The following is a 12,308-nucleotide window of genomic DNA, read 5'->3' on the forward strand; positions in this document are numbered from 1 at the left end:
GCCCTAACGGAAAATACTGAACTTAACATCTTGTTGCTGTAAAAAATCTTCCGCGTCTCGCCCCTGCAGCATAGCCATAGTGGCGAGCATACCTGCAGTCACGCAGTTTGGCCCTAACACAGTCACAGAGCGCGGCGCATGGATAACGGGATAGCCAGTGCGTGGGTCGACAATATGGCCGTAACGCTTGCCATCGACTTCAAAAAATCGCCGCGTATCGCCACTGGTCGCTAATGCACCCTGACTAATCGCCAGTACACTCGCAGCGTGGTCAAGGTGTCGTGGATCTTCAATTCCCACTTGCCATGGCGTCACTTTAGACACGGGACAAGCGATATCACCGCCAAAATTCACTAACACTGGAATGTCTGGATAACATTCGGCTAACTCATAGGCGACTCTGTCGACCGCATATTCTTTTGCGATACCACCAAAATCCAATTTCATACCTGTTGGCATCTCAATATGGCGCGAATCAAACTCGATGCGCTCAAACCCCACTAAGTCTTTCGCGGCAAGTATGCGGCCATGTTCGGGCAATTGGGCTTTGGGATCAAAGCGCCACAGTTCCATTAACGGCCCAGCAGAAATATCAAAGAGTCCATCACTGAGCTGAAAACATTGTTTAGCAAAAGCCAATAACTGCCAGGTTTCTTCATCGATAAGCTGCTTATGACCATTGGCATGGTTTAATTGGTACAGACAATTCTGCGCGATAAAGCGACTGTATTTATGTTCGATACGCAGCGCCTCAGTGACAGCCATATCCAACATATCGTCTGCAATATCAAATTGATCGCACCCAATGAGTATTTCACAGGGACTTGCCATGGCCCTAAATTCGCCCACATAACCCCAATCACGGCGCTGCAACGAATAAGGTGCGGTCTTTAGGGATGATGTCGACATCATAAATCACCTCTTCACATGGCATCCCACTGGGATTGCGATTGAATAAGTTCAGGGGTAAATTGAGTATGGGTAGCTAAGCTACCCATACAGTTTAACGCCTTGCTATCTGAGCCAGTAGCATTATTTCGTATTAAAAAGAATAACTAAACTGTGCTGTAATTGCCTTCTGAGTCGGAAATAGATCGAAGTTTTGCAGCTCTCCAGGAATTGTAGCGCCGTTATTTTTCGGGTCCTGTTGGTAATACTCTAAGCGATACGACATTTCATGACCGCCCGATAATCTATGGCCAAATTTAACCCCAATCGTATAAGCTGACATATCACCGATACGATAATCGGCACTGGCAAACTCTGGCAGTGCCGTATCCGCCATCAAGAAAGGTTGATAGAAGTTAGCCGCAGTTTGTTGGTAATAGCGCAGATGTAATTGTCCATAGAAATTGCCCGTAAAGTAATACCGATAATGGGTTTCTAAGGTATGCGATGTGAGGTCCCAGTCATCGGTATTATAACGATAGGAAAAATCCACCACACCCGCATCTAATGCGCCTTTGGTCATCACGTAAAAACTGTGCTTCAAGCGCGAATCGGGGCGGCTTTCATACAATAAATCCTGAGTAATGCCGTTGTTATCCACCACACTGAGCACCTTGTAGGGATCCGTTAAATAGCCATTCACACTCGACAAGCCGTAATTGGCCTGCAACAACCAGCGCTGACTAAGCACTTGGGTGATACCTAACATCACATCCGCGGTCTGCTTATTATCACTGCCACCTTGACGAGTCGCATCGAATGCGCTTCGATAAGCTTCCTCACTGGTGAAGTTATCGCGAATGACCATCGAAGATAAATCCACCGGACGACCGCCAACGGGGTCAACCACATCGAAACTATAAGCCGTACCTAAAAATAAAGTGGTGTTGTCTTTATTAAACCCTCGCTCAATTCCGGCATTGATGCCCATTGACATATAATCAAACTCTTTCGAGCCATATGCGCCAACACTGAGTTTCCAATCTGGTGTTAGCACTTCACTCCAACCGACATTGGCTTGTACGCGAGTATCGTGAAAGGTGTCATCTAACGGCGTTTCCCCCGCTGAAACATGATATTGCCCATTACCTGATGGTCGAGTAAACGTTTGGCTGGTACTTTGGGCCACAGCGCCCGATGCTGAAGGTCCCGTTAGACTGTCAACCACGAGTTTGAGATCCAGCACACTGTCATCGCCAAAGGCTTTTTGCGCTGTGCCTATGGCTTCGATGGCTTGTACTCTATCTTGCTCACCGTAATACATTAACGCAGCATCGATCTTCCAGTCGTCAGCTTTTTTAGATAATTCAGTCGCATGGCCACTTGTTGCAAACAGTCCACAACTGGCTAATGCGAGAGCACCCGCTATCTGCTTCGATTGTCTTGTATTTATTTGGTTCTTTTTTTGGGTCATAGCTGACAACACCTGTAGGTCACTTCCATCTATTCAATACCGCGGGATTTCGCCCCAGATTTTAGAACATCTGCTCGTCACATTTGTTTTAGTACATCTGTTCATTACATCTGTGCGTTACATTTATTCGTAACATCTAAAGGCAAATAACACCAACGGAGAGTTTAGTTACAGCCACATCCGCCACCGGCAAATGCACGACCGCCGCTACTGCCTTCTTTACTAAAATAAATATGATCATCGAGTGCAAGATCGAGCTTTTCACTGTCGAGCGCCATATCGCTGCGGGCCAACTGGCCTTTCTCCCACGGCTGCACTCCTAAACTTGAACATCCACTCAAACCTATGATGAGCGTTACTGCGACTAATGCGGGTTTAAGCATAAATTACTCCTTCAGTAAATTGACGAGCTCTTGCTCGTATTCAGCGGTTTTATCGGCATAAAAGCCAACATGATGCTGTACTAACTGACCTTGACGATTGAACATAAAACTGCTCGGCATGCCCAGCAAATCGAAACTGCGAGCGACATCACCTTCGGGGTTAAAACGCACTGAAAAATTGGCAGGGACTTGTTTCAAGAATTCCTGGGCTAACTCGTTATCTGTATCTAGGTTGATTGCCACGACAGCTAATCCCTGATCTTGATACTTTTTTTGTATTTCATTCATCCAAGGAAACGATTTACGGCAAGGGCCACACCAGGATGCCCAAAAATCGACATAGACGACTTTGCCTTTAAACTCACTCAGGGAAACGGCTTGGTTTTGCGCGTTAAACACTTGATAGTCCAGCGATGGCGCGGCTTGTACGCCTGCGGCCAATAAACTGAGTAACAATAATATTTTCTTCATAGCATATTCCGCGTTAACGATTACGTTCGAATCTATTAACTGAATCTTAAGGTTTTCTTAAACAAGCTTATATAAGTTTAATTAACCTACTCGCCCAGACTCACCACGCGAATGAACCATAGTCATCTGCATCGCCTTAATCACATGAGTGCTGATTAAGTGACCGATTTCATCCAAAATGGCAAATGTGAGACATTTTGTCCCATTAGAAAAAGTGAAATTAGATCTGTGTCATGTTAATTAAATGTCAAAATCAGTTCGGTCACATCTCTTAAAAATTCTTGATATACATCAATAATCTTTACACTCCAACGGCCTAAACTGACACTGTCAATTATGTAAACCCTTACCAATTTACATTTAAATAACAAAAAGGTTGACCCATGGACACACATGCAGCCCTATATGAACAGGGAAAGGCGCGCTTAGATGCGTTACGCCAATTCGCTCCCCGTCAACAACAATCGCTGATTGAGAAAATGCAACAGCACGGTATTAGTCGCCGTGATTTTATGAAGTGGAGTGCCATGGTGACGAGCATGCTCGCATTACCACTCCCCTTTAGTAACTTAGTGGCCGAAGCTGCCGAATTAGCCGATCGTGTACCCTTAATCTGGTTACATATGGCCGAATGTACTGGCTGCTCCGAATCTTTAATTCGTACCGATACCCCCAATCTAGACTCACTGATTTTCGATCATATTTCCTTGGAATATCACGAAACCTTAATGGCTGCAGCGGGTTGGCAAGCCGAAGAAAACCTCGAACATGCACTCGAAACCTACAAGGGCCGCTATTTACTGGCCGTTGAAGGGGCGATTCCGACTGCAAATAACGGCAGTTTCTTAACTGTGGGTTGTAAAGGCCACACGGGTTTAGAAATCATCAAGCATGCTGCAGAAGGCGCCGCCGCGATTATCTCTGTCGGCACTTGTGCGGCGTTTGGTGGGGTGCAAGCCGCTTATCCAAACCCAACGGGGGCGAAAGGCGTGCATGAAGTGGTCAGTAAACCCGTGATTAACTTAGGCGGTTGCCCACCGAGTGAAAAGAACATAGTCGGCACTTTGATGTACTTCATCATGTTCGGAAAATTACCTGCGCTGGATATGTTTAATAGACCTAAATGGGCTTACGGCGCACGGGTACACGATAACTGTGAACGCCGCGGCCGCTTCGATGCTGGTGAATTCGTTGAAGAATTTGGCGATCACGGTGCGAAAGAAGGCTACTGCCTTTATAAAGTCGGTTGTAAAGGTCCTTACACCTACAACAACTGCCCAACCGAGCGCTTTAACCATCACACTAGCTGGCCAGTACTCGCTGGACACGGTTGTATGGGTTGCTCAGAACCTAACTTCTGGGACGATATGGCTGACTTTGAAAAACCCCTTGGCCGTCAACTCCTCCATGGATTGGATGCGACCGCAGATACTATTGGTGCGGTGATTTTAGGCGCGACTGTGGTGGGCATTGGAGCCCATGCCGTTGCCAGTATTTTTGCCAAACCGCTGGAGGAATAACCCATGAGCAAGCGCGTTGTTATCGACCCTATCACACGTATCGAGGGTCACTTACGTATCGAAGTCGAAGTTGATGAAAATAACGTCATCAACAAGGCTTGGTCATCCTCCACACTTTGGCGCGGTATTGAAGTCATTCTCAAAGGCCGCACGCCTATGGATGTTGGCCTTATTGTGCAACGTATCTGTGGCGTATGTACCTATTCCCACTACCGCTGCGGTACTGAAGCGGTTGAAAATGCGCTAGGAATTCAAATTCCATTGAACGCGAGATACTTACGTTCATTAATGCAAACCTCTTTATACATGCATGACCATATTGTGCATTTCTACCATCTACACGGCTTAGATTGGGTTGATGTGGTTTCTGCACTGAGCGCCGATCCTGCTAAAGCGGCACAAGTTGCCCTGAAATACACAGACCATCCCATAGCGGCGGGTGAAGGTGATTTAAAAGCGGTACAAGAAAGAGTTAAAGGCTTTGTCGAAACGGGAAAATTAGGTCCATTTGCCAACGCTTATTGGGGCAACGGCACCTATAAATTTACCCCAGAGCAAAACCTTATCGCGCTATCTCACTACCTTAAAGCGCTTGAAGTACAACGTGTTGCGGCAGAAATGCTAGCCATTTTTGGTGGAAAATCACCACATCCACAATCCGTTGTTGTCGGTGGTGTGACTTCGGTGCGCGACATGCTCAGCCCTGCTCGCCTGCAGGAATGGAAGCAAAAACATGCGACCGTGACTGACTTTATCCTGCGTGCCTATCAAGCAGATATCGTGATGGCGGCCGAAGCCTTTGGTACTGAACCTAGCGTGTTGGGCGGCGTAAACGTGAAAAACTTCATGGCGACCGATGACTTTGTGTTAGCCAATGGCGAATACATGTTTAATCAAGGCGTGATCATGAATGGCGACCTTGCCGGCGTCAGTGATGTGAATCCAGATTTGATTGCCGAAGACGTCAGCCACGCTTGGTATAGCGCCGATGCACCGCAACATCCCTATGACGGTACAACGATTCCTAATTACACTGGTTTTGTTGAACGCGATACAGTCTACGGCAAATTGCCAACACTGGATGGTGATGGCAAATACTCATGGGTGAAATCTCCCCGTTATCAAGGTGAACCCGTCGAAGTGGGTCCACTCGCCTGCCTATTGGTGAGTTATGCCCGTGGTAACAAGGTGGTCGTGGATTCGGTTAATGGCCTGCTCGCTCGCACAGGTCTACCCGTTGCCGCCCTATTTACCACTTTAGGTCGCACCGCAGCCCGTATGTTGCAGACAGTTATCGTCGCCCAAGAAGGGTTAAAAACCTTTGATGCGCTGCTGACGAATATCCAGTCCGATGAATCTACCTATGTAAAACCCAATATTGATCCAAATAAAGAGTATGTAGGTCACGCCATGATCGAGGCGCCACGCGGCATGTTAAGCCACTGGATCCGCATTAAAAATGGAGTGATTGAGAACTATCAAGCCGTCGTACCAACGACCTGGAACGCAGGTCCTGTGGATGCCAACGGTAAAATGGGTCCCTATGAAGCCTCTTTAATTGGCTTGAAACTGGAAGATCCTACTAAGCCCCTTGAGGTGATACGTATTATTCACTCATTTGACCCTTGCATGGCGTGTTCTGTACACGTAATGGATTTCAAAGGCCAAGCATTGAGCGAGTTCCGTGTCAGTCCCAATGGTCAATAATCGAGGGAGGGAACGCAAAATGAACCATTCTGCAACCCGCATTCGGACACTGATTTTTAGTCCGGCAATACGGATTTTTCACTGGCTCAGGGCACTGTCAATTCTGGTGCTAGTGATCACCGGATTCTATATTGCTTGGCCGTTTCTGGTGGCGCCTGAAAGTACGGACGTACTCGTACAAGGCTGGATCCGCTTCGCTCATCTGATCTGCGGTTTTGTACTAACCGCAATCACTTTAGTGCGCTTCTACCTGTATTTTTTCAGCCGAAGCGACATTGAGCGGCGCTCATTTCGCGATGTCATGAGCGTAAAAAGCTGGATCACTCAACTGAAATCTTACTTATGGATGGGGCACTTACATAAAGCCGGTGTCTATGGACCGCTGCAATTTGTGACTTATGTAGCAATCTCACTGGTCGCTCTTGTGATATGTATAACGGGTCTGGTGTTGTACGCCAATGTGTATCACCAAGGTTTAGGTGGCATGCTTTGGGGCAGCGCCGCTTGGATCACGGCACAAATGGGTGGGCTGGCACAAGTTAGGATTTGGCATCACTACCTCACTTGGGCATTTGTTATCTTTGTAGTTATCCACGTCTATATGGCGGTTTGGTCAGGGATACGCTTCAAACATAACTCAGTTGACTCGATTGTCTCTGGCTATGACTACCCAAAGCCAGACTCACACCACTAGGAGTCCAATGAAGATATTGCTACTCGGTATTGGCAATGTCCTGTACGCCGATGAAGGCATCGGCGTACATTTTGTCAATTATATAGCTGATAATTATCAGTTTACCCATGAGTCCCACCAGCTAAAGCTGCTCGATGGCGGCACCTTGGCTCAGGGACTTATCCCTATTATTTGCCAATACGATTATTTAATCGTGGTCGATACAGTTAATGCCAATGGCGTAGAAGCGGGCGAAGTCTATTTCTTCGATTTTGATAAAGCGCCGAAGGAAATCGACTGGCAAGGCAGCGCCCATGAAGTCGAAATGCTGCAAACCCTCAATATGATGGAAATGGTTGGCGACAGACCTAAGACCTTTGTGCTGGGAGTCACCCCAACAGTGCTCGAACCTATGGTGCTAGGCTTGACCCCTAAAGTCGCCGCCGCGGTACCTTTAATGGAATCAAGCTTGTTATCCCACTTAGCCTCCCTTGGGTTCACTGCGACGCGTGTTGCCGAGCATAGTATCGACTCGCTGATCCCTGACTCTTATAAACGTGGCGTTACTACTGGTGAAAGTATATAGAAGATGAAAAACATCAGATTTGATTTTACCTGCTCACGTCAGGTGCCTTTGTACGCGCATTTATGTAATCAATATCTAAATTATGATGAACTAAATATCAGCATAGGCTGTGATGGTCAATATAGCTCAGGTCAATATAGTGCAGGCCAACATGACTTTGGCCCTCAAAGCTATTTTATTGAAGCTCAGGGCGAGCAAAACCAACTAGAACAATTGGCCGATGCCATTGCCGCGGATTTTTTGATTTCCGCTTGGTTGATTGACTCTAGTATTAAAGTCATCGACGAGCCCCAAGGCAGTAGAACCTTACTGCCCTTTCCACAGTCTGGATCAAGCCCTGCCATAGTGCCTTTTTGCCAGCATTGTTATCCGTTGATTGGCGATAATCAGTCGGCTAAGTTTGGCACACTCGATTTAATTTGCCCTTGCTGCAAGGGCGAAACACAATTAACGTCCGCACAAAAAGCGTTAACCTTGTCAGATATTAAAGCCATGGCACAGGGACTGCTGACACAAAGCCCACTGACATTAGCGGCCGCCGATAATCTGCAAATCAGCCTGACACCGTTTGAGCAGCCCTTAAGCGAGCGGCCACAACTGTTAATTTGTAATCCCAATACGCTGAACGCCCATTTCTGCCTGAACGATGCGCAGGTGCTCGCGCTTTCGAGTATTGAAAAGCCACTTATCTGCGCGAGACCCACGCAAGAACACGACAAACTCAGTGCGCCACTGTACGACATTTGTTTTGCCTACAGCCGAGTGATCTTAGTGCTCGGGGAAGTATTACGACAAAAAGGGGTCGATTGGGTTTACATTAAAGGGCCGCATAATAGGCCGAAGCTAGCTTGGGTCGATGGTGCTTGGGCACAAATCGCCAGTCACGATTTAAGCTCAACACAGGTTCAAACCAAGCACTTTATCGCTCCAGAACCCTTAAGGGAAAAAGTCAGTCTTCACGGTTATCAAGCCCAATGGCAGGCGGCGAAACGTTCACGATCGCACCAAGGTGAACTGAGTGTGGCAGTATTGACTCAAGTACCGTCAAGTGAAGACAGTGATATTCATTGCACTAGTATGCTAAGCGATAATAATCAAAATACAGTCAACACAGAAAATCACACCCTTGCAGACGCTGCGCTATTTAGTGCGCTGCTCAACGGTAAATTTACCAGTCATAAACAGGCAAAAAATGCCGCGGTCATTTACTTAAGCCATACCCACGCCAGTCAAATTGTCACCTGCGATAATAAGGGCGACACTGAACTTTTCTTCGCCCTGCCCGAGCTGCCCGATAACGGTTACGAAATCTTCCATCAACTGGACAGCAGTCCGCAAAAAGCCGTAGCGCAAAAATTTAAGAGCCTATTCCCCGAAGATTACCTAAAACTTTTAAGCCTAAAGCTTCACGGCAGACGGAACAACTTACAAAGCCTGTGGGCGATTGCTGCCATATTAATTGGCCTTAATACACAAGAAGAGACTCAAAGCCAAGCAAGGCTCAGCGATGCACTCATGGCCGCCGCCATGCGCTACCACGGTGCCAATGCACCGCGTATCGATTATCCGCTAACCAAAGGTGAAGCCCACCGCAGCCTAAATTGGTGTAAAACCTTAGGCACAGTGTTAAGTTTTCGTATTGCGGGTAATGACGATCCGAGTCAGCTCGCCTTTGCGATGCAAGACTCGCTGGCGGACTATTTATCTAACTGGATCGAGCATATCGACTTAAATATCGGCGTGCACAATATAGCCTTAGCGGGCAATGAATTAATCAATGAAACCCTGTGCAAACGCATCAGCTTGCGCTTAGGCAAAAACTTTCCATTGGTGATCAATCGCAGCCTAGATTTAGACGGCGATAACTTAGCCGTTGGTGCACTTTACGTTAAGCAGCGACAACTAAATGCCCATGATTAGGAGGCCAAAAGTTAAGTCACAACGCATGCAGCCACATAGGCATAATAGTCGCCACAAAAAGCACAGTGGCCTGCAGATAAAACGAAGGCTCGCGTTGGAATACCTTGTCCACAAGGGAGCCACGTTAAAGCGTTGTCAGTTGCACGTCACTGGCATAGTACAAGGGGTGGGATTTCGCCCCTTTGTCTATCGTTATGCCCTTGAGTTTCAACTGACGGGTACTGTGCTCAACAATGCCAAGGGCGTGACCATTGAGCTGCAAGGTAATGATGAAAACCTCACTCGCTTTGTCACTGTACTCAATACCACTCCACCGCCACTCGCCCGTATCGACAATATCAGTCAAATACCACTGCCGATTTTATTAAGCGAAACCACGTTTGAGATTATAAAAAGCGACAGCCATGAGGACGATGACCCAAGTTCACCGATAGGTGCGCAAGTGGCGGTATCGGCAGATAAAAGTACCTGCCAAGACTGCATGAACGATATACATAATCCTGATGACCGCCACTTTGGCTATGCCTTTACCAACTGCACTAACTGTGGCCCTCGATACACGATTATCAATGCTTTACCCTATGATAGACACCACACCGCCATGGCCGATTTTGACATGTGTCCCGAGTGCGCCAAAGAATATCAAAACCCACTCGACCGTCGCTACCATGCCCAGCCCGTGAGTTGCCCCGCCTGTGGCCCTAGACTCAGTTTAAAAACACCGCAAGGGGAATACATCCTTCCCAGTGCCTCAAATGTCAGCGCACCTGAATTGAGTACGGACCTTGCGGTACTGACAGCAGCGGCTGGCAGATTACGCCAAGGGCAGATTCTGGCAATTAAAGGATTGGGTGGATTTCACTTAATCTGTGATGCCCGAAGTGACAATGCCGTCAACGCACTCCGGCTGCGAAAACAGCGCCAAGCCAAGCCGCTAGCGGTGATGATGGCGGATATCACCATGGCGCAGCACTATGTCACAGGGACGGATGCCGAGTGGCGAGTGCTGAGTTCGCAGGAAAGGCCCATAGTGCTGATGAGCAGCCGAGCCGAACATGATCTCAGCTTAGCTGTCGCCCCCAATCTGAATAAACTCGGGGTATTTTTACCCTACACACCGCTACATCATTTGCTATTAGGTCTCTTCAAAGGGCCATTAGTTGCGACCAGCGCCAATGTTTCCGGTGAACCTATCATCACTGATTGTGATGAGCTTATTAGTCACTTAAGCCATGTGGTGGATGCGATAGTCGATCATAATCGGCCGATTATTAATGGCTGTGATGATAGTGTGATGCAAGTGATCCAGCCGCAACTGGATTCCTCCGCAGAGGTGCAAGTATTGCGCCTCGCCCGCGGCTATGCACCGTTAAGTTTCCCCTTAGAGATACCGCTGACCCAATCAATTTTGGCCGTGGGCGCACAACAAAAAAATGCCATCGCCTTAGGCTTTGGCAATAATGTGTTTTTAAGTCCCCATATTGGCGACCTGTTCAGTGTCAGCGCCGAGCAGTATTTTGAGCGCACCTTAGCCACTTTTGCTCGGTTGTATCACTTTACGCCAAATCTTATTATTCGCGATAAACACCCAGATTATGCCCCTTCGCGCTGGGCTGAAATGCACTCAAACTCGAGTGTAAAACTCAGCGATACCAGTCAAAATCAATGTTTATCGGTGCAACACCACCATGCCCATGTGCTCAGCGTAATGGCGGTTAATCAATATCGAGATCCCGTATTGGGCTTTAGTTTTGACGGTACTGGGCTTGGCGACGATGGCAGTTTATGGGGCGGTGAAGTGCTATTAACTACGCTCGATAAAGCGCAGCGACTGGCCCATTTTGAGCCCATAGCCCTGCTAGGCGGCGAGCAAGCCATTAAGCAACCCGTTAGGTTGTTACTGGCATTATTATTCGAGCAAATGAGCCTCGATGCTGTACTCGCATTGCAATTACCTATATTAAACAACATGCGCCCAAACACTCTGACTAACTTACATAAGATCTGGCAGAACGGCAGCGCGATAAAAACCTCCTCTGTAGGGCGACTGTTCGATGCCCTCGCCTGCGCCTTAGGTTTAATCGAAACCACACTGTTTGAAGGTCAAGCGGGCATGTCGATAGAAGCCGCGGCCAATCGCGCCGATGCATTAGCCCTTGAAGTCATTTCGCTTAACTTACCTCTTGACATCGACCAGTGGCGAAGCAGTGAGATGTTCAAGCAAATTGTTGAATTGATTACAGCACAACCGCTAACAGACAATAGATGCTATGCCATCGCCCGTGCATTTTTACACACCTTAGGTGATGCTATTTGTGATTATGCTGCCCAGTATCAACACCTCCCAACCGTGCTCTGCGGTGGCGTATTTCAAAATAAATACCTCCTAGAATACTGCCTGAGCAAGCTCAGCGCCCAAGGAAATAAAGTGTTATCCAGTAAACAGATACCCATCAATGATGGCGGCATCGCCCTAGGCCAACTTTGGTATGGCATTCATCAGAGTCAATAACCTTACTTATTTGATAACCCCTGATGTTCGCTCGCCATTTTTATCCCCATAAACCTGACGAACATCAAAGATCCGTAGCGCAATTTGTATCACACTCAACATTAGCGTAACCAAATTAACGATTCGTACATCAATCATTATTTGTCAGGCAAAGTCCTCGTACTCTGCCGATAC

The 12,308-nt window shown here is 47.5% G+C and carries 10 protein-coding genes; 6 read left to right on the forward strand and 4 right to left on the reverse strand.

What is annotated here, in order from left to right:
* Nucleotides 1–3 precede the first annotated feature (3 nt).
* From KO531_RS04670 to KO531_RS04685, 4 genes are all read right to left on the reverse strand, one after another.
* The gene (locus tag KO531_RS04670) at nt 4–912 is read right to left on the reverse strand and encodes an FAD:protein FMN transferase (RefSeq protein WP_219250500.1); all 909 of its coding nucleotides are present in this window, start codon (nt 910–912) and stop codon (nt 4–6) included.
* 130 nt (nt 913–1,042) lie between these two features.
* A complete protein-coding gene (locus KO531_RS04675) occupies nt 1,043–2,362 on the reverse strand; it encodes a DUF3570 domain-containing protein (RefSeq protein WP_219250501.1) in 1,320 nt (439 codons plus the stop codon).
* A gap of 164 nt (nt 2,363–2,526) precedes the next feature.
* Nucleotides 2,527–2,745 (reverse strand): DUF4266 domain-containing protein, encoded by a 219-nt coding sequence (locus tag KO531_RS04680; RefSeq protein ID WP_028760174.1) that lies wholly within the window; start codon nt 2,743–2,745, stop codon nt 2,527–2,529.
* A 3-nt stretch (nt 2,746–2,748) separates the two neighbouring features.
* The gene (locus KO531_RS04685; RefSeq protein WP_028760175.1) at nt 2,749–3,216 is read right to left on the reverse strand and encodes a TlpA disulfide reductase family protein; all 468 of its coding nucleotides are present in this window, start codon (nt 3,214–3,216) and stop codon (nt 2,749–2,751) included.
* Nucleotides 3,217–3,599: 383 nt separating this feature from the next.
* On the opposite strand from KO531_RS04685, the gene hyaA reads away from it, so the two are divergent.
* From hyaA to hypF, 6 genes are all read left to right on the forward strand, one after another.
* Nucleotides 3,600–4,736, forward strand: a complete 1,137-nt coding sequence (gene hyaA, locus KO531_RS04690) for a nickel-dependent hydrogenase small subunit (RefSeq protein WP_028760176.1) — start codon at nt 3,600–3,602, stop codon at nt 4,734–4,736.
* A 3-nt stretch (nt 4,737–4,739) separates the two neighbouring features.
* Nucleotides 4,740–6,443: a nickel-dependent hydrogenase large subunit gene (hyaB, locus tag KO531_RS04695; RefSeq protein WP_028760177.1), complete on the forward strand. Its 1,704-nt coding sequence runs from the start codon at nt 4,740–4,742 to the stop codon at nt 6,441–6,443.
* Nucleotides 6,444–6,462: 19 nt separating this feature from the next.
* Nucleotides 6,463–7,137 carry a Ni/Fe-hydrogenase, b-type cytochrome subunit gene (cybH, locus tag KO531_RS04700; protein WP_028760178.1) on the forward strand — a complete coding sequence of 225 codons (675 nt, stop codon included), beginning with the start codon at nt 6,463–6,465 and terminating at the stop codon, nt 7,135–7,137.
* Nucleotides 7,138–7,144: 7 nt separating this feature from the next.
* Nucleotides 7,145–7,702 (forward strand): HyaD/HybD family hydrogenase maturation endopeptidase, encoded by a 558-nt coding sequence (locus KO531_RS04705; protein ID WP_028760179.1) that lies wholly within the window; start codon nt 7,145–7,147, stop codon nt 7,700–7,702.
* Between the two features lie 3 nt (nt 7,703–7,705).
* The gene (locus tag KO531_RS04710) at nt 7,706–9,622 is read left to right on the forward strand and encodes a NiFe hydrogenase (protein WP_219250502.1); all 1,917 of its coding nucleotides are present in this window, start codon (nt 7,706–7,708) and stop codon (nt 9,620–9,622) included.
* Nucleotides 9,623–9,716: 94 nt separating this feature from the next.
* Nucleotides 9,717–12,134, forward strand: a complete 2,418-nt coding sequence (hypF, locus tag KO531_RS04715) for a carbamoyltransferase HypF (protein ID WP_219250503.1) — start codon at nt 9,717–9,719, stop codon at nt 12,132–12,134.
* The last annotated feature ends 174 nt before the right edge of the window (nt 12,135–12,308 follow it).

This window comes from Shewanella sp. NKUCC06_TVS, from assembly GCF_019345515.1.
GTDB lineage: Bacteria > Pseudomonadota > Gammaproteobacteria > Enterobacterales > Shewanellaceae > Shewanella > Shewanella oncorhynchi.

Coding starts and splice junctions, on each gene's coding strand:
- KO531_RS04710 (WP_219250502.1), top strand. CDS start 7,706: ATGAAAAACATCAGATTTGATTTTACCTGCTCACGTCAGGTGCCTTTG.
- KO531_RS04685 (WP_028760175.1), bottom strand. CDS start 3,216: ATGAAGAAAATATTATTGTTACTCAGTTTATTGGCCGCAGGCGTACAA.
- KO531_RS04675 (WP_219250501.1), bottom strand. CDS start 2,362: ATGACCCAAAAAAAGAACCAAATAAATACAAGACAATCGAAGCAGATA.
- KO531_RS04670 (WP_219250500.1), bottom strand. CDS start 912: ATGATGTCGACATCATCCCTAAAGACCGCACCTTATTCGTTGCAGCGC.
- KO531_RS04680 (WP_028760174.1), bottom strand. CDS start 2,745: ATGCTTAAACCCGCATTAGTCGCAGTAACGCTCATCATAGGTTTGAGT.
- KO531_RS04705 (WP_028760179.1), top strand. CDS start 7,145: ATGAAGATATTGCTACTCGGTATTGGCAATGTCCTGTACGCCGATGAA.
- cybH (WP_028760178.1), top strand. CDS start 6,463: ATGAACCATTCTGCAACCCGCATTCGGACACTGATTTTTAGTCCGGCA.
- hyaB (WP_028760177.1), top strand. CDS start 4,740: ATGAGCAAGCGCGTTGTTATCGACCCTATCACACGTATCGAGGGTCAC.
- hyaA (WP_028760176.1), top strand. CDS start 3,600: ATGGACACACATGCAGCCCTATATGAACAGGGAAAGGCGCGCTTAGAT.